The following is a 25,427-nucleotide window of genomic DNA, read 5'->3' on the forward strand; positions in this document are numbered from 1 at the left end:
GACGACGTCGACCTGCACCGTTTCGAGCGGCTGGCGGGCGAGGGCCTGCGCGCGCTCGGCGACGGCGACCCCGCGAAGGCGGCCGGCGTCCTCGACGACGCGCTCGCCCTGTGGCGCGGCCCCGCCCTCGCCGACCTGCCCGACGGCACCGCCGAGGCGGCCCGCTGGGAGGCCCGCCACCTGGACGCGCGCCGGGCCCGGCTCACCGCCGGGCTCGCCCTCGGCCAGGCCGAGCAGGTCCTGCCGGAGCTGACCGCCCTGTGCGACACCCACCCGCTGGACGAACCCCTCCAGGCCCTGCGGTTGCGCGCCCTGCGCGAGGCGGGCCGCTCGGCCGAGGCCCTGTCCGCCTACGAGGACGTACGGCAACTGCTGGCCGACCGCCTCGGCTCCGACCCGGGATCGGAACTGCGCGCGCTGCACGGGGAGCTGCTGCGCCCGCAGGGCACGCCGGAAGCCGAGGCGAGCGGTACGGGCCCGCTCGCGGGCACGGGGAGCCGTACCGGACGCGACGGCGCGCACGGGGCGCCCGGCGCCGGCGGGGCGCCGCGCGAGGCGACCGGCGAGGGGGCCGCGGGCCGCGGACGCGGTACGGGGGCCGGGACCGGGACCGGGACGGACTCCGCCCACGCCGTCCCGGTCGGTGACCACGCCGTCCCCGTCGGTGACCATGCTTCCGTGGCCGGTGACCGCGCCGCCCATGCCGCCTGGCCGGAGGGCCCGGTGCCCGCCCCCGGGCCGCCCAGCAACCTCCGCGCCCGGCTCACCTCCTTCGTGGGCCGCGAGGCGGACATCGAGTCGATCCGTGCCGACCTCGGCGCCGCACGGCTGGTCACGCTCCTCGGGCCGGGCGGGGCCGGCAAGACCCGGTTGTCGCAGGAGGCCGCCGAGAGGGTGCGGCCGGCCCTGCGGGACGGGGTGTGGCTGGCCGAACTCGCGCCCGTCGACGAACCGGCCGGGGTGCCCGCGGCCGTGCTCACAGCCGTCGGCGCCCGCGAGACCGTGCTCTACGGCGCCGGGGCGGAGGAGATCCGGGCGGCGGTCGCCGACCGGCTCGACGACCCCGTCGAACGGCTCGTCGAGCACTGCGCCCGGCGCCGCATGCTGCTCCTCCTCGACAACTGCGAGCACGTCGTCGACGCCGCCGCCCACCTCGTCGAGGAACTGCTCGCCCGCTGCCCGCACCTGACCGTCCTCGCCACCAGTCGCGAACCCCTCGGTGTACCGGGGGAGGTGCTGCGGCCGGTGGAACCGCTGCCCGAGCCGGTCGCGCTGCGGCTGCTCGCCGACCGGGGAGCCGCCGTACGGCCCGGTTTCCGGATCGACGCCGACGAGGGCACCGCGGCGGCCTGCGCCGAGATCTGCCGGCGCCTGGACGGCCTGCCCCTCGCCATCGAACTGGCCGCCGCCCGGCTGCGGATGCTCACCCCGCGCCAGATCGCCGACCGGCTCGACGACCGCTTCCGCCTGCTCACCTCGGGCAGCCGCACCGTGCTGCCCCGCCAGCAGACCCTGCGGGCCGTGGTCGACTGGTCCTGGGACCTGCTGGACGAGGAGGAACGGGACGTCCTGAGCCGGCTGTCCGTCTTCGCCGGCGGCTGCGACCTGGCCGCCGCGGAGGCCGTGTGCGGGCCCGTCGCCTTCGACGCCCTCGGCTCGCTGGTCGACAAGTCGCTCGTGGTGGCCGCCCCCGGCGCCGACGGCGAGATGCGCTACCGGCTGCTGGAGACGGTCGCCGAGTACGCGGCCGAGCGGCTGGCGGAGCGAGGCGGACGCCGGCAGGCCGAGCGCGCCCACCTGACGTACTACCGTGAACTCGCCCGCACCACCGACCCGTTGCTGCGCGGCGCCGAACAAGGGACCGCCATCGCCCGGTTCGAGATGGAGTACGAGAACCTGCGCACCGCGCTGCGGCACGCCGTCGCCGAGCGCGACGAGCAGGAGGGCCTCTGCCTGATCCTCTCGCTCGTCCACTACTGGCAGCTGCGGGACGTGCGCATCGAGGCCCGCAACTGGTGCCGCGAGGTCATGGCGCTCGGCCCGGACCCGTTCACCGATCCGGTGCGCCGCGCCGCCCCGGTGTGGCAGCGGTGCACCGACGCCCCGCCACCGATGACCGGGGAGATCCTCGCCGAGGCCCGCCGCGGCCTGCATCTGGCCCACCTCGCCTGCATGGAGACCGAGCTGGAGGCCTGGGAGTCCCCGGCGGCGAAACGGAAACTCCAGGTCATCGCCCAGGTCTACGAGCCCGGACAGCCGCAGACCTGCCGCAGCCCCGGCATGCTGTGGTTCTTCGCCGTGATCATGACCGGCGACATCGACCGGATCCGCACCATCACCGACTCCTCCGTCCGCACCTGCCGCAGCACCCCCGGGTTCGAGTGGGAACTGGCCAACGCGCTCCAGATGCGCGCCAATCTGCTGGCCAACCGCACCGACTGGGCGGGCGACGCGGTGAGCGACGCCGAGGAGGCACTGGAGATCTTCCGCCGCCTCGGCGACGCCTGGGGTGTTGCCGAGGCACTGTCCGCGCGCGGTGAGGCCCACGAGCGCAGCGGCCAGCACCTCCGGGCGGCCGCCGACTACGAGGCGGCCGTGGAGCACGCCGAGCGCCTCGGCGCCCACGCCCAGGTCGCGGTGCTCAACGCCCGGCTCGGCAGTGCCCTGGTGGAGGCCGGCCGGACCGAGCGCGGTGAACGGCTCCTGCGCGAGGTGATCGAGCGACAGGCCGGCGCCGTCAGCGAGGCGCTGCCCGCGGCCCGGCTGTTCCTGGCGGGCCGGCTCAGCACGAGCGGCCGGGCCGCCGAGGCGCGGGAGCAACTGCGCTTGCTGCGTGAGGAGTTCACCCTGTCCCACTTCGTCGTCTTCGACGGCTTCATCCTGGGCATGGAGGCGTGGCTGGACGCGGTCGACGACCGCGCCGAGGAGGCCCTGGACAAGGCCCGTCAGGCGCTGGAGCGGGCGCAGGACCCCCTCTCGGTGGCCATCGCGCCCCAGATGCGCTCGACCTATCTGACGGTCGGCGCCCTGGCCCTGGCCGGCGTGGACGGCGGCGGCCGCGCCCGCGACGCCGCCCGCTGCCTGGGTGCCGCCGACGCGCTGCTGCCGCCCCGGCACGTCCATTCGTCCCTGGAACGGCACAGCCGCGACCGGGCGGTGCGGCGGATCCGGGCGCTGCTCGGCGAGCAGGAGTACCGGGCCGCGCACACGGAGGGCGGCGGGCTCTCCGCCGAGGAGGCCGCCGCCCTGCTGTGACCCGTACCGGTCCGCCGGGCGCGTCAGGTCTTGGTACGGAACTTGTGGACGGCCACGGGCGCCATCACCGCCGTGATCGCCACCGACCAGCCCAGGGTCACCCACAGGTCGTGCGCCACGGGGCCGCCGATCATCAGTCCGCGCGACGCGTCCGCGAGCGTTGAGAGCGGGTTGTAGTCGGTGAAGGCCTGAAGCCAGCCCGGCATCGACTTGGTCGGCGCGAAGATCGACGAGCCGAACTGCAGCGGGAACAGCACCAGGAAGCCCATCGCCTGCACGGACTGCGCGTTCTTCAGGATCACGCCCAGGGTGAGGAACACCCACATGATCGACGAGGCGAACACCGCGGACAGGCCGACAGCGGCGAACAGACCGCCCCAGCGGTGGATGTCGAACCCGACCAGTACGGCGACGATCATCAGCACGGTGGTCGCGAACAGCATCCGCACCAGCTCCACCGTGATCTTCGCGAACAGCACCGAGCCGCGGCCGATCGGCAGGGACCGGAAGCGGTCCATGACACCGGAGTTGAAGTCCTGGCTGAAGCCGGTGCCGACGCCCTGGGACAGCGTCATGCTCATCATCGCGATCATGCCCGGGATGACGTACTGCACATACCCGTCCTGACCGCCGCCCAGGGCCTGCCCGATCGAGCCGCCGAAGACGTACACGAACAGCAGGGTGAAGACGACCGGCATCAGCAGTGCGTCGAACATCGACTCGGGGTCCTGCTTGATCCACAGCAGGTTGCGGCGGATGAGGGCGCCGGTGTGGCGCAGATGCCCGCGCAGCGGGATCCGGACGTCGGCGGCGGTGGCGCCGGCGGTGGCGGTTGCGGTGGTCGCGCTCATACGGCGATCTCCTCGCGGGCGTCGGTGGGCCGGGCGTCCTGCGGGGCACTGGCGCGGTGGCCGGTGAGGGACAGGAAGACCTCGTCCAGGCTGGGCAGTTCGGTGGTGATGGAGGCGATGGTGATGCCGCGCGCGGTGACCGCGCCGACAACGGCGGTCAGCTGCTCGTCGCTGAGGATCGGCACGACCAGGGAGCCGGTCTCGGTGTCGACGGTCGTCGAGGCCAGGCCGGTGATGCCCAGGTCGTCGAGCATCGAGGCGAGCGGGCGCAGCTCCAGCGGGTCGGCCGGACGTACGCGCAGGGTGCGGCCGCCGACCTTGGCCTTGAGCTCCTCGATGCCACCGTTGGCGATGACCTTGCCACGGTCGACGACGGTCAGCTCGGAGGCGAGCTGCTCGGCCTCCTCCATGTACTGGGTGGTGAGCAGGACGGTGACGCCGTCGCCGACCATCTGCTTGACCTCGTCCCAGACCTCGTTGCGGGTGCGGGGGTCGAGGCCGGTGGTCGGCTCGTCGAGGTAGAGGACGGCGGGCCGGCCGATCATCGAGGCGGCCAGGTCGAGGCGGCGGCGCATACCGCCGGAGTACGTGCTCGCCGGGCGGCGGGCGGCCTCGGTGAGGGAGAAGCGCTCCAGCAGTTCGTCGGCGCGGGCGCGGGCGTCCTTGCGGGACAGGTCCAGGAGCCGGCCGATCATGTAGAGGTTCTCCCAGCCCGGGAGCTTCTCGTCCACGGAGGCGTACTGGCCGGTGAGTCCGATCACTCGGCGCAGTTGCCGGGGCTGGCGGACGACGTCGTAGCCGGCGACGGTCGCCTGGCCGGCGTCGGGGGCCAGCAGCGTGGACAGGATGCGCACGAGGGTGGTCTTGCCGGCGCCGTTCGGGCCGAGCACGCCCATCACGGTGCCCTCGCGCACGTCCAGGTCGACGCCGTCCAGCGCCTTGGTCTCGCCGTAGTGCTTGACCAGCCCCCGCACGGTCACGGCGTTGCCCGCGCCGCTGGGCTTGTTGTCGATTCGCGTCATGCCAACGACTGTCCCAGCCCCCACCGACAAACCACCGACAGCCCACCGACAGCGGACCGACAAGCCGCCGACAGCGCCTGCGGTTCCCTGGGGTGGGGCGCCTACGGGGTGTGGGTGGGGCGGGGTCGTGGTGGCGGGGCCAGCCCGCCGCACACGGACATACGGCCCGGAGGAGCCATGGTGGGCGGAGGAGGGACCGCAGTACGCGGCGGGCTGCGCCCCACCCCCACGCCCCACTCCCGCCGTCGCGCGGCTGCGGGTCCGTCCAGCGCGCCGCGCCGGCTGCGGCCGTCGTGGTGGCTGCAAGGCAGTGCCGTGCCCACGTAGCTGCGGGGAGCGCTGTGCCGACGCAGCTGCGGGCAGTCGTGCCTCCCCCAGTGCTCAACGCCTGGGAGGTACCCCCAGGCGGCACGGGTGGGCGCAGCGGCACCCCGCACGCGCGGGGAGCGCTCCCGCCCCACGGCAACTCACACGTTGCTCAGCGGTGGAGGGTCCCGGCCGGCTCGGGGACGTGGCTTGCGATCACGCGGGCCGGGTGCGTGGCGGGCGCCCGCCGGTGGTCCACCGCGTACGCGACCGCCGCCACCCCCAGGCCGAGCACGGCCAGCCCGGCCCCCGCCAGCGCCGGCGACGTCGTTCCGAAGCCCGCGGCCAAGGACAGGCCGCCGATCCACGCACCGCCCGCGTTGGCCAGGTTGAAGGCCGCCTGGTTGGCGGAGGAGGCCAGGGACGGGGCCGCCGACGCCTTCTCCATGACCATCAGCTGCAGCGGCGAGCCGGTGACGAAGGCGGCCATGCCGAGGAGGGTCACCGCCAGGGCCGCGCTCCACTCGGACCGCATCAGCAGCGGGAAGAGGACGAGCACCGCCGCCAGTGAGGACAGGCCGCCGAACAGGGTGCGGCGCAGCGAGTGGTCGGCCAGGCGGCCGCCGAGCAGGTTGCCTGCCGTGGCGCCGACGCCGAACAGCGCCAGGAGGAGGGTCACGCTGGACTCGGCGTACCCGGCGGAGTCCATGAGCATCGGGGTGACGTAGCTGTACGCGGCGAAGAGGGCGCCGAAGCCCGCCACCGTCGTCAGCAGGGCCAGCCAGACCGGGAGCGAGCGCAGCGCGGCCAGTTCGCCGCGCAGGCCGGCGGCCGGGGCGTGGCCGGCCGAGGGGGTGTGGTGGCGGGGGAGGAGCAGGGCCAGCGAGGCGATGGCCGCGACGCCGATGGCGCTCACCGCCAGGAAGGTCGCCCGCCATCCCAGGTGCTGGCCCATGAGCGTGGCGACCGGGACGCCGGCGACGTTGGCGACGGTCAGGCCGAGGAACATCAGGGACACCGAGCGTGCCTTGCGCTCCGGCGGCACCATGCCCGTCGCGACCACCGCGCCGACGCCGAAGAAGGCGCCGTGCGGCAGGCCGCTCAGGAAGCGGGCGGCCAGGAGGGAGTCGTAGCCGGGGGCGAGCGCGGACAGCGCGTTGCCGGCGACGAACAGGGCCATCAGGCCGATCAGGACGTGCCGGCGGGACAGCCGTGCGGTGAGCGCGGCCAGCAGCGGGGCGCCGATGACGACGCCCAGCGCGTACGCCGAGACCAGGTGCCCCGCGGAGGGGATCGAGATGTGCAGGTCGTCCGCCACGTCGGGCAGCAGGCCCATCATCACGAACTCGGTCGTGCCGATTCCGAACGCGCCGATGGCCAGGGCGAGCAACGCCAGGGGCATGAAGGGCCTTTCGAGGGTGGGTTCCGTACAGCGTGGGACTTATTATGTTCAGCTGCGGAACAAATTCTCTCAGGCCCAGTATTCCGGCAGGTTACGAGCCGGTGGCCGATGTGGTGACCTTCACGCTTGCCGCGATCGGGAGGTGGTCGCTGTCCGTGCGCGGGAGGGACCAGGAGCTCACCGGCTCCACGCCCCTGACCATGATCTGGTCGATCCGCGCCATCGGGAACGACGCCGGCCAGCTGAAGCCGAAGCCGTCGCCCGCCGCGCCCTGGGTGGAGCGCATCTGGGAGGTGACGGCGTTGAGCGAACGGTCGTTCATGGTGCCGTTGAGGTCGCCGAGCAGGATCACCTTCGGCTGCCGCTCGGCGGCGATCGCCTCGCCGAGCGCGTCCGCGCTCTGGTCGCGCTGGGCGGCGGTGAACCCGGCGTTCATCTTCACCCGCACCGAGGGCATATGGGCTACGTACACAGCGACCGGCCCCTCGGGCGTGGCCACCGTGGCGCGCATGGCCCGGGTCCAGCCCAGCCTGATGTCCACCGGCCGCACCCCGCTGAGCGGGTACTTGCTCCACAGCCCCACCGTGCCCTGCACCGCGTGGTACTTGTACGTGGAGGCCAGGGCGCTCTCGTACACCGGCACCGCCGACGCCTTCAGCTCCTCCAGGGCCAGCACGTCCGCACCGGCGGAGGCCACCTCGCGCGCGGTGCCGGACGGGTCGGGGTTGTCGGCATTGACGTTGTGCGTGGCCACCGTCAGATCGCCGCCGCTGCCGGTCTTGGTGGTGAGCAGGCCGCCGAACAGGTTGAGCCAGACGATCGCGGGCAGCACCACCGCGATCAGCGCCGTCGCCGACTTGCGCACGAGGGCCAGGACGAGGAGGACGGGGATCAGCAGGCCGAACCACGGCAGAAAGGTCTCGGTGAGGCTGCCGAGGTTGCCGATGCGGTTGGGGATGCGCGAGTGCAGCACCATCACCAGGGCGAGCACCACGGCGACGGCCGCGAGCACGATGCCCCGGCGCCAGATCCGCCGGTCGCCGCGCCAGCCGTCGAAGACGCGGTTCGCCAGGCGCCGAAGCCGGTCCCACCGGGGCTCGGGCCCCGAGCCGCCGCTGTCCGTCTCCGTCATGTACGCCTGCTGCGCCATACCGTCGCCTCACTGCCTGCCGTGCACACCGTTCACCCCGTGGGTTACGACCCTAGGGGATGATCGGCTCCGTTCCGCCGTCCTGTGACGGCCGTACGGGCACGAGGACGAACAAGTCGGCGGGCGGAGTTCCGGTTACGGCGCCGGAAGCGGGGTCTGTGACGAAACGCGCACATTAGGAACGGGAACTGACGGGCCGTAGCCCTTCCAGCACCGTGTCCACGATCTGCTCCGACAGCCCCTCGGGCAGGTCGGCGTCGGGGCGCATCACGCTGCGCACCAGCATGGGGCCGACGAAGATGTCGTTGAGCAGGTCGACGTCGATGTCCGCGCGCAGCTCGCCGCCGGCCTGCCCGCGGCGCAGGATCTCGCGCTGGAGCTTGCGGCGCGGCTCGACGACGGTCGCGTGGTAGGCGCACCAGATCTTCGGGCTGCTCTTCATCTGGGCGTAGACGTTGTGCAGGATCGCCGACGAGCGGCTCACCAGGCCGCGCCGGCGCAGCTGCTCCAGGAGGGCCACGAGGTCGTCGCGCATGGAGGTGCCGGGCAGTTCGGGGTCGGCGGGCTCGGCGGCGCGCACGACGTCGACGAAGAGCTCCTCCTTGCCGCTCCAGCGGCGGTAGATGGTGGCCTTGCCGACGCCGGCGGTGCGGGCGATGCGCTCGATGGAGAGCTCGGCGAGCGGAACGCCGTCCTCCAGGAGCTTCATCACGCCCTCGACGATGGCGCGTTCCACCGCCTCGCTGCGGGGGCGCCCGCGCGCGGGGGCCTCGGGGGCGGAGGCGGCCTGGCTGTGGGCAAGGCTCACTTGAGACGTCCTTTCGTCGTACCGGGAGATTCTCCTACCCGGTGGCCGGCGGCGCCTGCGCACCTCCGGCCCTCGGCCCCCGTTGACTGTCCGCCGCCTCCGTCGACCGTGCGGGCTAGTCCACCGCGGCCACCAGCTCCGGCTCCTCCTTGTCCTTCTGCGGCGGCGTCGTCCTGCCCGGCAGGAAGACGGCCACCACGACCGCGCCGATCAGCGCGACCACGGTCCCGCACAGCGCGGTGACGTGCATGGCGTGCAGGAAGGCGTCGTTGGCCGGGTCCACCAGGGCCTGGCCGCGCGGGCCGAGCTTCGCGGCGACGCCGAGGGTGGCCTCGATGGACTCGCCGGCCGTGTCCCGCAGGCCGGGCGGGAGGAGCCCGAGCTTGCCCTCGATGCCGTCACGGTACGCCGTCGACAGCACCGAGCCGAGCACGGCGATGCCGAGCGCGCCGCCGACCTGGCGGAAGGTGTTGCTCAGCGCGGACGCCGAGCCGGCCTTCTCCCGGGGCAGGGCCTGCATGATGACCACGCTGGTCGGCGTCATGATGTGCGCCATGCCGGTGCCCATGAGGAAGAAGACGACCTCCAGCAGCCAGATCGGCGTGTCCGCCTCGAAGCCGGCGAAGGCGGCCAGCGTCGCGGCGATGACGATCAGGCCGGCCGTGGTGGTGGCCTTGTTGCCGAAGCGGTCGACGACCAGCCGGGCGCGCGGCGCGAAGATCATCTGTGCCGCGGCCAGCGGCAGCATCAGCAGGCCGGACTCCAGCGGCGAGTAGCCGCGCACGCTCTGGGTGTAGAAGACGCCGAAGAACGTGACGCCCATCAGCGCGAAGAACACCAGCGCGATGGCGCTCATGGCGGCCGAGAAGACCTTGTTCTTGAAGTAGGTGACGTCCAGGGACGGGTGGTCGCTGCGCTTCTCGAAGACGATGAACGCGGCGAGGACGACGAGACCGGCGACGATGGTGGACAGCACCTTGGCGTCGGTGAAGTCGGCCAGCTCGCCGCCCTTGATGATGCCGTAGACGAGCAGGACCAGGCCGACGACGGACAGGACGACGCCGATGGGGTCGAGGCGGCCCGGGCTGGGGTCGCGGGAGTCGGGCACCAGCCACACCATGAGGGCGAGCGCGACGATCACGATCGGCACGTTGATGAGGAAGACCGAGCCCCACCAGAAGTGGTCGAGCAGCGCGCCGCCGGTGATCGGGCCGATGGCGATGGCCAGGCCGACACCGCCGGCCCAGATGCCGATGGCCTTGGGCTGCTCCTCACGTTCGAAGACGTTCATCAGCACCGCGAGGGTGGCGGGCATCACGAAGGCGGCACCCAGGGCCATCAGGGCGCGGAAGGCGATGAGCTGGCCCGGGGAGCCGGACTCGGCGGCCAGGGCCGAACCGATGCCGAACACCAGCAGTCCGCCGAGCAGGACCTTCTTGCGGCCGAGGCGGTCGCCGATCAGGCCGGCGGTGAACAGCAGGCCCGCGAAGACCAGGGTGTAGGCGTTGATGGCCCACTCGATCTCGCTCTGGGTGGCGCCCAGGCCGGTCGGAGCCGGGGTCGCGATCGTCTTGATGGCGACGTTGAGGATCGAGTTGTCGAGCACCACGATCAGCAGGCTGAGCATCAGAACGCCGAGGATCGCCCAGCGGCGGCGGTGCACCGCTTCCGGTATCCGCGAGGCGGGAACGGCAGGAGTAGTCATGGCGTCGAGCCTAGGGCACTTCCGATACGAGACCGTCTCGTATCGGAAAATCCTTTACTCAGATCTTACGGCCGACGCCCTTGCGGGAGACCTGAACGACCCGTTCCGAGATCTTGCGCACACGCGGGCCCTCTGGCCCGCAACGGCACGAGGTGCCACCATGGGGGAGAGTCCGGGGACGCCGTCAGGGCGCCTCGAGATGACCGAAGGAGCCGTTGCAATGACGCAGCTTTCGGCTGCCCAGACTGTTCAGAACAGCCCCTCCGACGGCAGCAAGGCGCTGTACGGGGGCAAGGGCACCCGCCGCATCACCGTCCGCGACATCGCCCTCGCCAAGGAACGCGGCGAGAAGTGGCCCATGCTCACCGCCTACGACGCGATGACCGCCTCCGTCTTCGACGAGGCCGGCATCCCGGTGATGCTGGTCGGCGACTCGGCAGGCAACTGCCACCTCGGGTACGACTCGACCGTGCCCGTCACCCTCGACGAGATGACCATGCTCTCTGCCGCGGTGGTCCGCGGCACCAAGCGGGCCCTCATCGTCGGCGACCTCCCCTTCGGTTCCTACCAGGAGGGCCCGGTGCAGGCGCTGCGCTCGGCCACCCGGCTGGTGAAGGAGGCCGGCGTCGGCGCCGTCAAGCTGGAGGGCGGCGAGCGCTCCCACGAGCAGATCCGGCTGCTGGTCGAGTCCGGCATCCCGGTCATGGCCCACATCGGCCTGACCCCCCAGTCCGTCAACGCCATGGGCTACCGCGTCCAGGGCCGCGGCGAGGAGGCCGCCCAGCAGCTGCTGCGCGACGCCAAGTCCGTGCAGGACGCGGGCGCGTTCGCCGTCGTGCTGGAGCTCGTCCCGGCGGAGCTGGCCGCCGAGGTGACGCGGGTGCTGCACATCCCGACGGTCGGCATCGGCGCCGGCCCGGAGACCGACGCGCAGGTCCTGGTGTGGACCGACATGCTCGGGCTGACCGGCGGACGCGTGCCGAAGTTCGTCAAGAAGTACGCCGACCTGCGCGAGGTCATGGGCAACGCGGCCAAGGCCTTCGCCGAGGACGTCGTCGGCGGGACGTTCCCGCTGGAGGAGCACTCCGTCCACTAGGCCCCACCGGACCCACCGGACCCACTGCAGGGACACCGAGACCACTGCGGAAACACCAAGAGGAGCCCTGGCCGATCTTCCCCCGTCGGCCAGGGCTCCTCCCCGTTTCTGCGCCCGGACCGGCGCCGCTCTGGCGGTTACGCCTTCTCGCGCCAGCCGTTCGTGATCGGCAGCCTGCGGTCCTTGCCGAAGCCCTTGGCGGAGATCTTGGTGCCCGGCGGGTACTGGCGGCGCTTGTACTCGGCCGTGTCGACCATGCGCAGCGTCTTCACGACCAGCTCGCCGTCGTAGCCGGCCGCGACGATCTCGTCGGCGCCCTTGTCGTGGTCGACGTAGAGGTCGAGGATCGCGTCCAGCACCGGGTAGTCCGGCAGCGAGTCCGTGTCCACCTGGCCGGGGCGCAGCTCCGCGCTCGGGGGCTTGGTGATCGAGTTCTCCGGGATCGGCGGAGTCTCGCCCCGTTCGGCCGCCACCTGGTTGCGCCACTGCGCCAGCCGGAAGACCGACGTCTTGTACAGGTCCTTGATCGGGCCGTACGCGCCCACCGAGTCGCCGTACAGCGTGGAGTAGCCCACCGCCAGCTCCGACTTGTTGCCGGGGGCGAGGACGATGTGGCCCTCCTGGTTGGAGACCGCCATCAGCAGCGTGCCGCGCAGCCGGGACTGGAGGTTCTCCTCCGCCAGGCCCGTCAGGCCCAGGGAGTCCATGTACGCCCCGAACATCGGCGCGATCGGAACGGTGCGGAAGTTCAGCCCGGTGCGCCGCGCCAGCTCCGCCGCGTCGTCCTTGGAGTGCTCCGAGGAGTACTTCGAGGGCATCGAGATGCCGTACACGTTCTCCGCGCCCACCGCGTCGCAGGCGATCGCGGCGACGAGGGCGGAGTCGATGCCGCCGGACAGGCCGATCAGCACGGACCGGAAGCCGTTCTTGCGCACGTACGCCCGCAGGCCCACGACCAGGGCCGTGTAGACCTCCTCGTCGTCGTCGAGCCGGTCGGCGTAGCCGCCGGTGTGCTCCGGCTCGTACGGTGCCAGTGGCTCTTCGGACAGCACGACCCGGTCGACGCGCAGCCCGTCGTCCACCACGCCCTCGGGCGCGTCCGGCGCCGCGGCCGGCAGGTCCAGGTCGAGGACGACACAGTTCTCGGTGAACTGCGGCGCCCGCGCGATCACCTCTCCGTCCGCGGCGACGACGATCGAGTCGCCGTCGAACACCAGCTCGTCCTGGCCGCCGGTCATGGCGAGGTAGGCGGTGGTGCAGCCGGCCTCCTGGGCCCGCTTGCGGACCAGTTCGAGGCGGGTGTCGTCCTTCTCGCGCTCGTAGGGGGAGGCGTTGACGGACAGCAACAGCCCCGCGCGCGCGGTGCGCGCGGCCGGGACGCGGCCGCCCTCCTGCCACAGGTCCTCGCAGATCGAGAGCGCGACGTCGATGCCGTGCAGGCGCAGCACCGGCATGGTGTCGCCGGGCACGAAGTAGCGGAACTCGTCGAAGACGCCGTAGTTCGGCAGGTGGTGCTTGGCGAAGTTCAGCACCACCTCGCCGCGGTGCAGCACCGCCGCCGCGTTCTGCGGCGCGCCGGCCGGCATGCCGTACTTCGGCTGGGCGGTCTCGGCGCGGTCCAGGTAGCCGACGACCACCGGGAGCTCCCCGAGGCCCTCCTCGGCGAGCCGGGCGGCCAGGGCACGCAGCGCGGCGCGGGACGCCTCCACGAAGGACGACCTGAGGGCCAGGTCCTCGACGGGATAGCCGGTCAGCGCCATCTCCGGGAAGGCCACGAGATGCGCTCCCCGCTCGGCGGAGTGCCGGGTCCAGCGGACGATCGCCTCGCTGTTTCCGGCGAGGTCACCGACGCGCGAGTCGATCTGGTTCAGGGCGAGGCGAAGTTGAGGCACGCGCCCAGTGTAATCGTCAGAGCGACGCGATGGGGTGGCGCGGAGTGTGGGCCGCCCCACGCGATGTGTCCCTCACGCGGTGCGGGACCGCCCCACGCCCGCGCGGGGGGCATGATGCCCCTATGGAACCCAGGGGACCGGAATCCAGGCGACGGTCATGACCTTCATCGGGATCGACGGTGTGGTCCACCATGTGGTCGTCGACGGCAGCGGGCCGCCGTGCGTCCTCAGCCCCGGGCTCGGGATGTGCTGGTTCGACTGGGATCCCGTGGTGCCGCTGCTCGCCGCGGACCGCACCGTCGTCCGCTTCGACCGCCCCGGGCTCGGCCTGAGCGGGCACACGCGCCGCTGGCCGACACTCGGCGGGGAGGCGCGGCGCATCGCGGCCGTCCTCGACACGCTCCGCCTCGACGGTCCCGTCACGCTGGTGGGGCACTCGCTCGCCGGCTTCCACGCGGAGGCCTTCGCCCGGCTGTTCCCCGGGCGGGCCGCCGGGCTCGTGCTGGTCGACTCCAGCGTGGAGGAGGACCCCCGCCCGCGCCGGGGGCGCGCGGTCCGCGACACCGCCACGCGCGCGTACGCCACGCTCGTGAGCGCGGCCGGACTGCCCCGCGTGGCCGGCCCGCCGCTGCGCCGGGCGGCCGTCCGGGCGGGCCGGGTGGGCGGGCAGGACCCGGCACCGTACGACGCGGTCCGGCGCGCCTACTCCACCGGCCGCTGGCTGCACGCGGCGCTCGCCGAGAACGCCACCTACACCGACCAGGCCGTCGCGCTCGCCGCGCTGCGCCGGCGCCGCCCCCTGCCGCCCGGCCTGCCCGTCACCGTGCTCGCCGCGGACGACCCGCGCCGCCCGGCACACCGGCGGGCGCGCTGGCTGGCGAGGCAGCGCGCCCTCGCCACCCACCTGAACGGCACCCTGCGCGTCAGCTCCCCGTCCGGCCACCTCCTCATGCTCGACCACCCGCAAGACGTTGCCGAAGCCGTCCTGCACACGCAGGCGCGCCCGCCCCTCGCGGAGGAGGAGCGGGCGCGCGGGTGCTGAGGGTGCGCTCCATGGGCGTGGTGGGTGCCGTTCCTGCGCACGCAGGCGCGCCCGCCCCTCGCGGAGGAGGAGCGGGCGCGCTTGTGGCCGGGTGTCAGTGGCGGCGGTAGGAGTTGACGTAGCCGTTCGCGGGGGAGCCCACGCCGGTGACGTCGTCGTAGCCCTTGACGGCCTTGAGCGAGCTGTCCTTGCCGAGGCTGCGGACGGAGACGCTCAGACCACCGCTGGCGTCGAACCCGTTGACGTAGTCGACGCGCGCGACGGCCAGTTCCTTGCCGGTCGGCTGGTCCACCACGTCGTGGTACAGCTTCGAGCCGTACTTCGAGTAGATGGTCGGGTTGGCGAAGCCGATCGCCTTGCCGCCGCGGGCCTCCTGGGCGAGGGCCTGCACGGCCGCGATGACCGGCGCGGCCAGCGAGGTGCCGCCGATGCGGTACTCGCTGTACTGCTCCGACCCGTCCGGGAAGGTCTGCGTCTGGCCGACGAGGAAACCGGTGTTGGGGTCGGCGATCGCCGCGATGTCCGGGACGACGCGGTTGCCCTCGGCGTTGTTGGCCGTGGCCAGCGCCTTCGGGACGACGCCCTTCTGGTAGTACGGCTGCGGCACGGTCTTGCTGGTGCCGCCGCCCGCACCGGAGGTGTAGGAGCCCGGGAAGTTCGTCCAGCTCTTGCCGTCGGCCGACAGGGTGGCCTTCTCGGTGCCCCAGCCGGTCTCCCACTGGTACGTGTTGTCCTTGCCGACGGCCAGCGAGGTGCCGCCGACCGCGGTCACCCACGCCGAGTTGGCCGGGGTGTCGACCTGCTTCGTGCCGGTGTTGGCGACCTCGTCGCCGTTGTCACCGGAGGAGAAGTAGAAGCCGATGCCCTCCACCGCGCCGAACTGGAACACCTGGTCGTAGGCCGCGGCCAGGTCCGGCGTCTGGTTGGCCTCGATGTCGCCCCAGGAGTTGGAGACGATGTCGGCCAGGTGGTTGTCGACGATCTTGCTGAGCGAGTCCAGCAGGTCGTCGTCGTAGCAGGAGGCGGCGCCCACGTACGTGACGCTGGCATTGGGCGCGACCGCGTGCACGGCCTCGACGTCGAGGGTCTCCTCGCCGTACCAGCCCGCGGCCCCGCACTCCTTGGTCTTGGTGTAGTTCTTCGGCAGCACCTGGGTCAGCTGGCCCGTCTTCCAGGCCGCGTCACCGTGCTTCTTCGCGTAGCTCGACGCGTCGAAGGCGATGGTCGGCGAGGCGTACGCGTCGGTGATCGCGACCCGGACGCCCTTGCCGGTGTAGGTGCCGGCGCCGTAGGCGGCCCGCAGCTGCTCGCCCGTGTAGCCCTGGACGGCGTACGGGATCGTCTGGCCGTAGGCGGACGGCAGGGTGCTCGCCGTGTTCGAGCCGTAGTACGAGGAGAACGGCCCGGCGTTCTTGAACACCGCGTCCGGCGGCGGCAGCTGGTCCTTGTGGTTCGCCTTGTGCGGGGCGTTGTCCAGGCCGGTGACGGTCAGGACGGAGCCCTTCAGGCCGTCGGGCACCGAGGCCGTCTGGGCCGGCGCACGGTAGGTCTTCGAGCCCTTGGCGAAGTTGTGCAGCTGGGTGCCGAACGCCTTCTCGGCGGCGGCGACGTCACCGGAGACCGCGATGTAGTGCGGGGTGACGGAAGTGACCTTCAGGCCCGCCGACTTCAGCCACGACTTCACGGCGGCCACCTGGGCCTTGGTCGCGCCGAAGCGCGCTTGCGTCTGCTTGGCGCTCAGGTACTTGCCGTACATGGGCGAGGACGGGTCGGCGACCGCCTTGGCGTACGCGGCGAGGCCGGCGGCGTCGCGGCCGGCCAGGTACACCCGGGCGTTCACCTGGGCGCCGTTCGAGGTGGCGCCCTTGTCCGCCTTGGCCGTCGCCCACGCGGGCTTGGTGCCCGCGAGGGCGCCTCGGCCCGAGTGGTCCGCGGCGTGCGCCGCGGGTATGCCGAGCGCCAGCGCACCGGCGAGCATCGGCAGCGTCGCCGCCATGCTCACTCCGGCGCGCACGGTGGCGCGGTTGGATCTCATAGAACCCCCTGCGATGCGGATCGCATGTCACGCACTGAGTGCTTGGTTCTCGCGTGATCCGCGCGGGGGCCGCGGCGGTTCGGCCCACGCCCGTGAATGGATCACACGATCGAGGGCCACTCTTCCCGATGAACCGTGCATGCCAGGGGAATGAGCAAGCCAAGAGAAACCCAAGGAACCGTCACGTGCGGGGAGTTACAGCCGAATTGCGAGTTTTGTTCCCCGCATTCCGGTGGGCGGATGTCACGTTCCGGTGGATACGGGAGCCGTGGTGCGCGTGTGTCAGGAACCGGGCGCGGTGCCGTCAGCAACCGGCGCGGCGCCGCGCTTCTCGAGCATGTCGGCCATGAGCCGGATCTCGGACCGCTGCGCGTCCACCATGCCCTGCGCCAGCCTCTTCTCCACGCCCACCGTGCACCGGTCGACACAGCCCTCGGCCATGTGGATGCCGCCCTTGTGATGGGCCGTCATCAACTGGAGGTAGAAGACCTCGGCCTGCCTGCCGCTCAGTCCGCCCAGCTTCTTCAGCTGCGTGTTGGTCGCCATGCCCGGCATCAGCGCGCCGTCCTTGCCGGTGGCCATGTCCCCCATGCCCATCCATGTCATCGGCGGATCCGCCGACACCTTCGGCAGCCCCCACAGGTCGAGCCAGCCCAGCAGCATGCCCCGCTGGTTGGCCTGAGTCTGGGCGATGTCGTAGGCGAGACGGCGCACTTCGGGGTCGGTCGTACGGTCGCGCACGATGAACGACATCTCGACGGCCTGCTGGTGGTGGACCGCCATGTCCCGGGCGAAACCGGCGTCCGCGGAGTCGGCGGAAGGGGTGGCCGGCCGGTTCGTACCGGAGCCGGCGTTGTCCTCCGCCACCGCGTAGGTGATCGCCCCGGCCGCGACCAACGCGGTCGCGGCGGCCCCCGCGATCCAGCCGACGTACTTGCTCACTTCATCACTCCGCCGGTGCACGAGGCACCCGGCTCGGGCGTCTGCGAGCCCTGCACATAGGTGGCGAAGAACTTGTCCACGGCCGGGTCCGAGGCGCTCTTCACGGTGAGCTGGTGGCCCCACGCCGAGAGCATCAGCGGAGCCTGCTGGTTCTCGTACGGGCTCATCAGTGTGTACGGCGTCTTCTTCACCTTGGCCGCGAGCGCCGCCACGTCCGACTCGGCCGCCTTGCCGGTGTACGTCACCCAGACCGCGCCGTGCTCCAGCGAGTGCACGGCGTTCTCGTCCTTGACGGGCTCGGTGTAGACGTCGCCGTTGCAGTTCAGCCAGACCGGGTTGTGGTCGCCGCCCACGGGCGGATGCATCGGGTACGAGACCGGCGCGGTGACGTGGTTGCGGGACAGCTCGCCCGTCCAGGTCCGCACCCCGTCCTTGCCGGTCACGAAGTGGCCCGCACCGTCCTTGCCCACCTTGCCGCCCGCCTTGCCGTCCTGGGCCGCCTTGGCCTCGGTGGCCGCGTCGGTCGACTTGTCGTCGTCGGAGCGCGACTGGACGAAGACCACGCCGCCGACGACGAGGCCCGCGACGGCCACCACGCTCGCCGTGATCGCCAGGATCCGTGTCCGGCGCTCCCGGGCCCGCTCGGCGCGGCGCAACTCCTGCACATGTGCCTTGCGCCCGTCGGCGCTGGTCTTGCCGGTGCTGGCGGAGCCCATGGGCGTAAGTCCTTCGGGTCAGGGGACGGTCGGGTGCGGCGAACGTGCTGATGGTAGTGGGGCCGGTGGGGCGACGGGAGACCGCGAAAAGTTGAAGCGCAGATTCCGATTACCCTACGCTGGCCGTATGCGGCTGCTGCGCTCCACCGACATGGCGCTGCGCGTTCTGATGCGGCTCGCCGTCGCGGGCAAGTCGACCCCCACGACCCGGGAGGTCGCTGCGGACATGAACGTGCCGTACACGCATGCCGCGAAGGTCGTCGCCGAACTCCAGCACCGCGGGCTGCTCGAGACCCGCCGCGGCCGGGGCGGCGGACTCAGCCTCACCGAGGCCGGCCGCGACGCGTCGGTCGGCGCGATCGTGCGGGACCTGGAGGGCGAGGGCGACGTCGCCGACTGCGAGGGCACCGCGCCCTGCCCGCTGAACTCCGACTGCCGCCTGCGCGGTGCCCTGCGCCGGGCCCAGGAGGCGTTCTACGCCGCGCTCGACCCGCTCACGGTCGCCGACATGGTCGCGGACCCCACGGGCCCGCTGCTGCTGGGGCTGCCCAGCGCACGGCGGACCTCCTGAGCGCTCCGGCGCCCCCGGCCGGGAACAGGAAACGCGCAGGGGAACAGGCAAGGGAACGCGCAAGGGCCGGCCGGGGCGGTGCACACCGCCCCCGGCCGGCCCTTGCGGTTTCGCTTTCGCTTTCGCTCAGGCCGCGGCCTGGACCAGCCACAGGTCGGGGCCGAAGACCTCGTAGTGGATGTCGGCCGGGGCCACACCCTTGGCGATGAGCTGCTCGCGCACCGCCCGCATGAACGGCAGCGGACCGCACAGGTAGGCCTGCGTACCGGGTGCCACGTCGACGTCGGCGAGGTCCACCAGGCCGGGCCGCCCGTAGCCCGCCGCGTCCTCGTCGTACTGCTCGTAGAAGAAGGCCGTCTCCGCCTGGGGCAGCTTGGCCGCGTACGCCGCGTGGTCGGTGCGCAGCGCGTGCGAGGCGGGGGAGCGGTCGGCGTGCACCACGGCCACGGGGGCGCTGTGGCCGGCCAGGGCGAGCTGCTCCAGCATGGCGACCATCGGGGTGACGCCGATGCCCGCGGAGGCGAGCAGCAGCGGCGCGTCGGTGTCCTCGAGGACGAGGTCGCCGTACGGGGCGGACAGCTGCAGGACGTCGCCCTCGCGCACGTGGGCGTGCAGGTGGTTGGAGACCTCGCCGTCGGGGGTCGTGGCGTCGCCGGTGACCCGCTTGACCGCGAACTGCCGCTCCGGCGAGCCGGGGGCCGCGGTCAGGCTGTACTGGCGGATCTGCCGGGCGCCGTCGGCGAGCGTGACGCCGACCGAGACGTACTGGCCGGCGCGGTAGCCGGGGACCGGGCCGTCGTCGGCCGGGCGCAGCTTGAAGGTGGCCACGTCGGCGGTCTCCTCGACCCGCTCGACGACCTTCCACTCGCGCCAGCCGGTCTGCTCGCTCTGCGCGTACAGCCGCTTCTCGATCGCGATCAGGGCGTTGGCCATCAGCCAGTAGACCTCGGTCCAGGCGGCGGCGACCTCCTCGGTGACCGCGTCGCCGAGGACCTCGGCGATGGCGGCGAACAGGTGCTCGTGGACGATCGGGTACTGCTCCGGGACGATGCCCAGCGAGGCGTGCTTGTGGGCGATGCGGTGCAGCATCACGTCCGGACGCTGGTCGGGGTTGTTCACCAGGTACGTGGCGAAGCCGGCGATGGAGCCGGCCAGGGCCTGCTTCTGGGCGCCGGAGGCCTGGTTGCCGCGGTTGAACAGGTCGCGCAGGAGTTCGGGGTGAGCGTCGAACAGCTTGGCGTAGAAGCGCTCGGTGATCTCGCCGATGGCCGCGCCGACGGCGGGAAGGGTGGCGCGGACGGTGGCCGCGGACTGTTCGGACAGCATCGTGGAACTCCTCGAAGGCTCGATCGCTCGTCTGATCGAAACGCTAAGGAAACTTGCATTTGAGATGCAAATTAAACCGGCGTGGTTTCGCTCACGTTTCCTCCACATCTCGCTCAACCGGGCAGGGCCTGGGCCGTTACAGGAGCGCTGCTCAGGGGGCAAGATGGGCGCAGGGCAGTACACCCGCCGTGCACCCGCCGTACGCGAGGCGTTCGGACCGGCGACAGCCGGGCGATGAAGCCGCGAAACGCGTGTGAAACGGTGATGTGGTGTGATGCCATGGGTGCCCGACCGCCTCCAGTGCCGACGTACGGACACAGGCGGCCTGACCAGCAAGGATGGGGAAGCGGAAGATGGACAAGCAGCAGGAGTTCGTGCTCCGGACGTTGGAGGAGCGCGACATCCGGTTCGTACGCCTGTGGTTCACGGACGTGCTGGGCTTCCTGAAGTCCGTGGCCGTGGCACCCGCCGAGCTGGAGCAGGCGTTCGACGAGGGCATCGGCTTCGACGGCTCCGCCATCGAGGGCTTCGCCCGGGTCTACGAGTCCGACATGATCGCCAAGCCCGACCCGTCCACGTTCCAGATCCTGCCCTGGCGCGCCGAGGCCCCTGGCACCGCCCGCATGTTCTGCGACATCCTGATGCCGGACGGCTCCCCGTCCTTCGCGGACCCCCGCTACGTCCTCAAGCGCGCCCTGGCGCGCACCTCCGACCTGGGCTTCACCTTCTACACCCACCCGGAGATCGAGTTCTTCCTGCTGAAGGACCGCCCGGTCGACGGCACCCGTCCGACCCCCGCCGACAACTCCGGCTACTTCGACCACACCCCGCAGAACATCGGCATGGACTTCCGCCGCCAGGCGATCACCATGCTGGAGTCGATGGGCATCTCGGTGGAGTTCTCCCACCACGAGGGCGCGCCGGGTCAGCAGGAGATCGACCTGCGCTACGCCGACGCCCTGTCCACCGCGGACAACATCATGACGTTCCGCCTGGTCATGAAGCAGGTGGCGCTGGAGCAGGGCCTCCAGGCGACCTTCATGCCGAAGCCCTTCTCGGAGTTCCCCGGCTCCGGCATGCACTCGCACCTGTCCCTCTTCGAGGGCGACCGCAACGCGTTCTACGAGTCGGGCGCCGAGTACCAGCTCTCCAAGGTCGGCCGCTCCTTCATCGCGGGCCTGCTGCGGCACGCCGCCGAGATCTCCGCGGTCACCAACCAGTGGGTCAACTCCTACAAGCGCATCTGGGGCGGCTCCGAGCGCACCGCGGGCGCCGGCGGCGAGGCCCCCAGCTACATCTGCTGGGGCCACAACAACCGCTCGGCCCTGGTCCGCGTACCGATGTACAAGCCCGGCAAGACGGGCTCGGCCCGGGTCGAGGTCCGCTCGCTGGACTCCGGCGCCAACCCCTACCTGGCCTACGCCGTCCTGCTCGCCGCCGGCCTGAAGGGCATCGAGGAGGGCTACGAGCTCCCGCCCGGCGCCGAGGACGACGTCTGGGCCCTGTCCAACGCCGAGCGCCGCGCGATGGGCATCGAACCCCTTCCGCAGAACCTCGGCGAGGCCCTGACCCTCATGGAGAACAGCGACCTGGTCGCCGAAACCCTCGGCGAACACGTCTTCGACTTCTTCCTGCGCAACAAGAAGCAGGAGTGGGAGGAGTACCGCTCCGAGGTCACGGCGTACGAGCTGCGGAAGCATCTGCCGGTGCTGTAGGCGCGGGTCGGAGCGGGTCTGCCGGTCATGCGGCGGGTGGGGCCGACGGTCGTGGACCGTCGGCCCCACGCCGTGTCACGCCGCACGGGCCGTCTGCGGGCCGCCGGCCCGTGCCGGGTGCACGGCCCGGATTCCCACTTGGCCGTGTCACCCCGACGGCTCAGTTTCAGTGGCCCGAACCCGTCTTGAATCCTCCAATGGAGCCATGGCGGCGACAGACTGGATTTCCGGCAAGTGGGCTCGGCTCCGTGGCCGCGACAGGGGGGAACCGGACGCCGATGCCGACGTGGCCGGGAAAAGGAAGTCGTCCTGGGCGCAGCGCACCACCGCGCACGTAGCCCATCTCCAGGCGCTGCTCAACAGGAGGGAGGAGGTGTCCGACCTCTCGACCGGCGATCAAAAGATTGCGGAGAAGATAGAAACCCATCTGGCGGTGGCGCGAAATGCGGCCGGAGGCTGGAAGACCCCGATTTCGATCTTGACCGGTTCCCGTATCGATCGAGCATATTCCAACATACACAAGGCCGAGGTGAAACTCCTCAAGCTGGTGCCCGAGGACGAAGGCGAACTCAAATGGGCGGGGACCGTCGTCCTTGCCCAGGCTCGACAGCACCTCGGCCCGAACGACCCCAGACTGGTCGCGCTGGAGGATCGTCTGAAGAACGGCAGTCAGGAAATGGTGCCCGACCTGAAGGAGTTGGCCGTCGCCACCCTGCTCGCCGCCCATGAAGCGGAGGAGGCGGAGCGGGCCCAGGCCCGGAGCTTCCGCAACATCCTCCTTGCCGCGGTCATGGCCACCAGTTTCGTCGCCGCGCTGTTCATCCTCTGGAATTTCAAAGGGAATTCCGTGATGTCCACTCTCCTGTGCTTCACTCCTCCCCAGGGTCAGGTCTGCCCCACGGGGAAAGGTGGGAGCCGGGTCGATGCCTTGCTTGTCGAGGGCGTCGGGGCCGGCGCGGCAGCCCTGGCGGGCTCACTCGCGATCCGAAAGATCCAGGGCACGACGACCCCATATTCGATTCCTGCCATGCTGGTCCTTCTGCGGCTCCCCGTCGGGGCCCTGTCGGCCCTGTTCGGAATAATGCTCATCAATGGCCGCGTCATTCCTGGCCTTTCGAATCTGGACTCCACTTCCCAGATTGCCGCCTGGGCGATCATATTCGGAGTCGCGCAGGAGTCTCTTACCCGAATGATCGACGCTCAGGGAAACAAGGTACTGGGAAATGTGCGGGGCCCCGAACGGGGTATCGAGGGCGGCGAGAACACCTAGTGGCGGAGGTCCGCCCGAACCTCGACGCCATGAGGCCGGGCTCAGTCGACGAACGCCGGGGACAGCGCCGCCGTGCTGATGCGCCGGGGTGCTCCCGTGCCGTCGGACGGGATCTCGTAGAGGTCGGCGCCGTAGTCGCCGGGGAGGGAGTAGACCAGGGTGTGGGTGTCCTTCCATACGGCCTGGTCGTCGATGCTGCGCGGCTCCGCCGTCGGGGTTTCGCGGAGGGTGCGCAGGTCGAGGACGTACAGGCGCCAGGGGGCGTCCTTGGGGAGGCCCTGGACCCGCTTCTTGAAGGCGATGCGGGTGCCGTCGGGGGAGAGGGACGGGCACTCGACGTTCGGCCGGAGCGTGGTGAGCGTGCTCGTGCGCAGGTCGCCCCGGACCAGGTAGGTCTGCCCCTTCGTGGCCAGGGTCGCGTAGAAGGTGCGGTCGTCCGCCGCGAACGTCACGCCCCAGAAGTTGACGTCCGCCGCCCGGTACGGCCGGCCGTCCTTGATGATCCGGAACTGCTCCAGGGTGGGGATGAGCCGGCCCGTCCGTACGTCCACGATCGCCGCCCGGGTCGAGAAGTTCGTACCGGCGTACGAGTCGCCGCCCACGAACGCCGTCCACGCCGCGAAGTGGCCGCTCGGCGAGACACGGGCGCGGGAGGGGATGCCGGGGACGGCGTAGCGGGCCCTCGTCCTCAGGTGCGCGTCCAGGATCAGGGCGCGGTAGGTGTCCGAGACGGGGCCGTGCACCGCCTGCAGGCACACCCCGGTGCCCGAGGCGGCGTAGAAGCGCAGGCACTTGACGCCCGAGGCGGTGCGCGGGCCGGAGGGGTCGGAGGCCGGGACGGTCGTCAGCTCGTCGCGGTGCGGGCCCCAGGCCATGTTGCGGAACACCATCCGCCCGTGCTCGGTCAGCGTGACCGTGCCCGGGGCGACCCGCGGACCGCCGGCCTGGGTGTGGTTGCGGCGGTCCGCCCGGGCCGAGGCGTGCAGCACGGACGCCAGCCCGACCGCCGCCAGCACGGCGACGGCCGAGGCCAGGATCAGGACGCGGGTACGGACGGTCATGCGGTCACGGGGCCTTTCGGACGCAGGGTGAGGGAGAACGCGGCACACGCGGCCAGCACCACGGCCGCCCCGGCCAGCGCCGAGCGGTCGCCCCACACCGTCCAGGCCGCGCCGAACAGCAGCGAGCAGGCGAACCGGGCCGCCGCCTGCCCGGTCTGCACCAGGGCCAGCCCGGACGAGCGCAGTGCCGCCGGCACCCCCTCCGAGGCCGCCGCCATCAGCACCCCGTCGGTGGCCGCGTAGAAGGTGCCGTGCAGGGCGAGGACGAGATACGGCAGGGCCGTGCCGTGCCACGAGGTGAGCAGGAGCGCGTAGGCGAGCAGCAGTGCCCCGTGGCCGCCCAGGAAGACCGTCCACCTGCCCACCCGGTCCGCGAGCCGGCCCAGCGGCATCGCCAGCAGCAGGAAGGCGCCCGCCGTGCCGAGCGGGAGCAGCGCGAACCAGCGGTCCGGGACGCCGAGCCGGTGCTGGAGCAGCAGGTAGACGAACGAGTCGCTCACCGTGGCGAGCCCCAGCAGCAGCGCGCACACGCTGATCCGGCGCAGCGCACGGCCGCGCAGCAGCCCCACCGCACTTCGCAGCGTGGGCTTCGCGGCCGGGACTTCCGGCGCTGTTCCGCCGCGTCGCCCGCCCGGTACGAACAGCACCAGGACCAGCACGCCCAGCGCGGCCACGCAGAAGCTGACGGTGAACACCGCGTCGTAGCCGTCCACGGTGGCCCGCAGGATCCCGAACGCCACCAGCGGGCCGAGCAGAGCGCCCGCCGTGTCCATCGCCCGGTGCACCCCGAAGGCCCGGCCCCGCGACTCCGCCGTGCTCGACAGCGAGATGAGGGCGTCCCGCGGGGCCGTCCGCAGTCCCTTGCCCGTCCGGTCGACGGCGAGGATGAGCCCGATCGGGGTCAGCGCGTGCGCCACCAGCAGCAACGGCTTGCACACCGCCGACAACGCGTACCCGAACCCGGCGACCCACTTGTGCCGCCCGCCGCCCCGGTCGGCGAGATGCCCGCCGACCAGCCGTACGAGCGCCGAGAAGCCGTTGTAGACGCCGTCCAGCACCCCGAAGCCCAGCGGCGACAGGCCCAGCCCGCTGACCAGGTACAACGGCAGCACGGCCGTGACCATCTCGGACGACACGTCCGTGATCAGACTGACCGCCCCGAGGGCGAGGACGGCAGGAGCGACCGCGGTACGGCGCCGCCCGGCCACAGGCCGGACGGCACCGTCAGCGGACGTCCGCGCACGACTGTCCGCTACGTACAC

Annotated in this window: 19 protein-coding genes; 6 read left to right on the plus strand and 13 right to left on the minus strand. The window is 71.8% G+C overall.

What is annotated here, in order from left to right; all coding sequences use genetic code 11:
• Positions 1–3,255, plus strand: a 3,255-nt coding sequence (locus tag IE318_RS25025; RefSeq protein ID WP_189903843.1) for a BTAD domain-containing putative transcriptional regulator, incomplete at its 5' end; no start/stop codon positions are given.
• A 23-nt stretch (positions 3,256–3,278) separates the two neighbouring features.
• Here the strand turns inward: IE318_RS25025 and IE318_RS25030 are convergent.
• The 6 genes from IE318_RS25030 to IE318_RS25055 all read right to left on the minus strand — a co-directional run bounded on the left by IE318_RS25030 (position 3,279) and on the right by IE318_RS25055 (position 10,499).
• Positions 3,279–4,106, minus strand: coding sequence for an ABC transporter permease (locus IE318_RS25030; RefSeq protein ID WP_030169441.1), 828 nt, complete (start codon positions 4,104–4,106; stop codon positions 3,279–3,281).
• Entirely contained in the window at positions 4,103–5,128 is a 1,026-nt protein-coding gene (locus IE318_RS25035; RefSeq protein ID WP_189903845.1) for an ATP-binding cassette domain-containing protein, read from the minus strand. Before IE318_RS25035 ends, IE318_RS25030 begins: the two co-directional genes overlap by 4 nt.
• Before the next feature lie 478 nt (positions 5,129–5,606).
• Positions 5,607–6,836 (minus strand): MFS transporter, encoded by a 1,230-nt coding sequence (locus IE318_RS25040; RefSeq protein ID WP_189903847.1) that lies wholly within the window; start codon positions 6,834–6,836, stop codon positions 5,607–5,609.
• A 91-nt stretch (positions 6,837–6,927) separates the two neighbouring features.
• The gene (locus IE318_RS25045; RefSeq protein ID WP_189903849.1) at positions 6,928–7,986 is read right to left on the minus strand and encodes an endonuclease/exonuclease/phosphatase family protein; all 1,059 of its coding nucleotides are present in this window, start codon (positions 7,984–7,986) and stop codon (positions 6,928–6,930) included.
• Between the two features lie 175 nt (positions 7,987–8,161).
• Positions 8,162–8,794: a TetR/AcrR family transcriptional regulator gene (locus IE318_RS25050; protein WP_189903851.1), complete on the minus strand. Its 633-nt coding sequence runs from the start codon at positions 8,792–8,794 to the stop codon at positions 8,162–8,164.
• 115 nt (positions 8,795–8,909) lie between these two features.
• The gene (locus tag IE318_RS25055) at positions 8,910–10,499 is read right to left on the minus strand and encodes an MFS transporter (protein WP_189903853.1); all 1,590 of its coding nucleotides are present in this window, start codon (positions 10,497–10,499) and stop codon (positions 8,910–8,912) included.
• A 220-nt stretch (positions 10,500–10,719) separates the two neighbouring features.
• Here IE318_RS25055 and panB point away from each other — a divergent pair, with 220 nt between their 5' ends.
• Positions 10,720–11,595 carry a 3-methyl-2-oxobutanoate hydroxymethyltransferase gene (gene panB, locus IE318_RS25060; RefSeq protein WP_030169432.1) on the plus strand — a complete coding sequence of 292 codons (876 nt, stop codon included), beginning with the start codon at positions 10,720–10,722 and terminating at the stop codon, positions 11,593–11,595.
• Positions 11,596–11,732: 137 nt separating this feature from the next.
• Here panB and IE318_RS25065 read toward each other — a convergent pair whose 3' ends face one another.
• Positions 11,733–13,487, minus strand: a complete 1,755-nt coding sequence (locus tag IE318_RS25065) for an NAD+ synthase (RefSeq protein ID WP_030169430.1) — start codon at positions 13,485–13,487, stop codon at positions 11,733–11,735.
• A 157-nt stretch (positions 13,488–13,644) separates the two neighbouring features.
• On the opposite strand from IE318_RS25065, the gene IE318_RS25070 reads away from it, so the two are divergent.
• On the plus strand, positions 13,645–14,529 hold the full coding sequence (locus IE318_RS25070; RefSeq protein ID WP_189903855.1) for an alpha/beta hydrolase: 885 nt from the start codon (positions 13,645–13,647) through the stop codon (positions 14,527–14,529).
• A 94-nt stretch (positions 14,530–14,623) separates the two neighbouring features.
• On the opposite strand, the gene IE318_RS25075 is transcribed toward IE318_RS25070, so the two are convergent.
• The 3 genes from IE318_RS25075 to IE318_RS25085 all read right to left on the minus strand — a co-directional run bounded on the left by IE318_RS25075 (position 14,624) and on the right by IE318_RS25085 (position 18,222).
• The gene (locus IE318_RS25075) at positions 14,624–16,564 is read right to left on the minus strand and encodes a S53 family peptidase (protein WP_189903857.1); all 1,941 of its coding nucleotides are present in this window, start codon (positions 16,562–16,564) and stop codon (positions 14,624–14,626) included.
• 282 nt (positions 16,565–16,846) lie between these two features.
• Positions 16,847–17,506, minus strand: a complete 660-nt coding sequence (locus IE318_RS25080; RefSeq protein WP_189903859.1) for a DUF305 domain-containing protein — start codon at positions 17,504–17,506, stop codon at positions 16,847–16,849.
• A complete protein-coding gene (locus IE318_RS25085) occupies positions 17,503–18,222 on the minus strand; it encodes a thioredoxin-like domain-containing protein (RefSeq protein ID WP_189903861.1) in 720 nt (239 codons plus the stop codon). Before IE318_RS25085 ends, IE318_RS25080 begins: the two co-directional genes overlap by 4 nt.
• Positions 18,223–18,349: 127 nt before the next feature.
• Here IE318_RS25085 and IE318_RS25090 point away from each other — a divergent pair, with 127 nt between their 5' ends.
• Positions 18,350–18,793 (plus strand): RrF2 family transcriptional regulator, encoded by a 444-nt coding sequence (locus IE318_RS25090; protein ID WP_189903863.1) that lies wholly within the window; start codon positions 18,350–18,352, stop codon positions 18,791–18,793.
• Between the two features lie 126 nt (positions 18,794–18,919).
• Here the strand turns inward: IE318_RS25090 and IE318_RS25095 are convergent, their stop codons facing one another.
• Positions 18,920–20,119: a globin domain-containing protein gene (locus IE318_RS25095; protein ID WP_189903865.1), complete on the minus strand. Its 1,200-nt coding sequence runs from the start codon at positions 20,117–20,119 to the stop codon at positions 18,920–18,922.
• A 353-nt stretch (positions 20,120–20,472) separates the two neighbouring features.
• Between IE318_RS25095 and glnA2 the strand changes: the two genes are divergently transcribed.
• Positions 20,473–21,834 carry a gamma-glutamylpolyamine synthetase GlnA2 gene (glnA2, locus tag IE318_RS25100; protein ID WP_030169419.1) on the plus strand — a complete coding sequence of 454 codons (1,362 nt, stop codon included), beginning with the start codon at positions 20,473–20,475 and terminating at the stop codon, positions 21,832–21,834.
• Positions 21,835–22,039: 205 nt separating this feature from the next.
• Complete coding sequence (locus IE318_RS25105; protein WP_189903867.1) at positions 22,040–23,104, plus strand: hypothetical protein; 1,065 nt, start codon at positions 22,040–22,042, stop codon at positions 23,102–23,104.
• A gap of 41 nt (positions 23,105–23,145) precedes the next feature.
• Here the strand turns inward: IE318_RS25105 and IE318_RS25110 are convergent, their stop codons facing one another.
• Complete coding sequence (locus IE318_RS25110) at positions 23,146–24,165, minus strand: TolB family protein (RefSeq protein ID WP_189903869.1); 1,020 nt, start codon at positions 24,163–24,165, stop codon at positions 23,146–23,148.
• The gene (locus IE318_RS25115; RefSeq protein WP_189903871.1) at positions 24,162–25,427 is read right to left on the minus strand and encodes an MFS transporter; all 1,266 of its coding nucleotides are present in this window, start codon (positions 25,425–25,427) and stop codon (positions 24,162–24,164) included. Before IE318_RS25115 ends, IE318_RS25110 begins: the two co-directional genes overlap by 4 nt.

This window comes from Streptomyces spiralis (assembly GCF_014654675.1).
GTDB lineage: Bacteria > Actinomycetota > Actinomycetes > Streptomycetales > Streptomycetaceae > Streptomyces > Streptomyces spiralis.

Coding starts and splice junctions, on each gene's coding strand:
- IE318_RS25090 (WP_189903863.1), top strand. CDS start 18,350: ATGCGGCTGCTGCGCTCCACCGACATGGCGCTGCGCGTTCTGATGCGG.
- IE318_RS25085 (WP_189903861.1), bottom strand. CDS start 18,222: ATGGGCTCCGCCAGCACCGGCAAGACCAGCGCCGACGGGCGCAAGGCA.
- IE318_RS25070 (WP_189903855.1), top strand. CDS start 13,645: ATGACCTTCATCGGGATCGACGGTGTGGTCCACCATGTGGTCGTCGAC.
- panB (WP_030169432.1), top strand. CDS start 10,720: ATGACGCAGCTTTCGGCTGCCCAGACTGTTCAGAACAGCCCCTCCGAC.
- IE318_RS25105 (WP_189903867.1), top strand. CDS start 22,040: ATGGCGGCGACAGACTGGATTTCCGGCAAGTGGGCTCGGCTCCGTGGC.
- IE318_RS25095 (WP_189903865.1), bottom strand. CDS start 20,119: ATGCTGTCCGAACAGTCCGCGGCCACCGTCCGCGCCACCCTTCCCGCC.
- IE318_RS25075 (WP_189903857.1), bottom strand. CDS start 16,564: ATGAGATCCAACCGCGCCACCGTGCGCGCCGGAGTGAGCATGGCGGCG.
- IE318_RS25035 (WP_189903845.1), bottom strand. CDS start 5,128: ATGACGCGAATCGACAACAAGCCCAGCGGCGCGGGCAACGCCGTGACC.
- glnA2 (WP_030169419.1), top strand. CDS start 20,473: ATGGACAAGCAGCAGGAGTTCGTGCTCCGGACGTTGGAGGAGCGCGAC.
- IE318_RS25110 (WP_189903869.1), bottom strand. CDS start 24,165: ATGACCGTCCGTACCCGCGTCCTGATCCTGGCCTCGGCCGTCGCCGTG.
- IE318_RS25030 (WP_030169441.1), bottom strand. CDS start 4,106: ATGAGCGCGACCACCGCAACCGCCACCGCCGGCGCCACCGCCGCCGAC.
- IE318_RS25045 (WP_189903849.1), bottom strand. CDS start 7,986: ATGGCGCAGCAGGCGTACATGACGGAGACGGACAGCGGCGGCTCGGGG.
- IE318_RS25040 (WP_189903847.1), bottom strand. CDS start 6,836: ATGCCCCTGGCGTTGCTCGCCCTGGCCATCGGCGCGTTCGGAATCGGC.
- IE318_RS25055 (WP_189903853.1), bottom strand. CDS start 10,499: ATGACTACTCCTGCCGTTCCCGCCTCGCGGATACCGGAAGCGGTGCAC.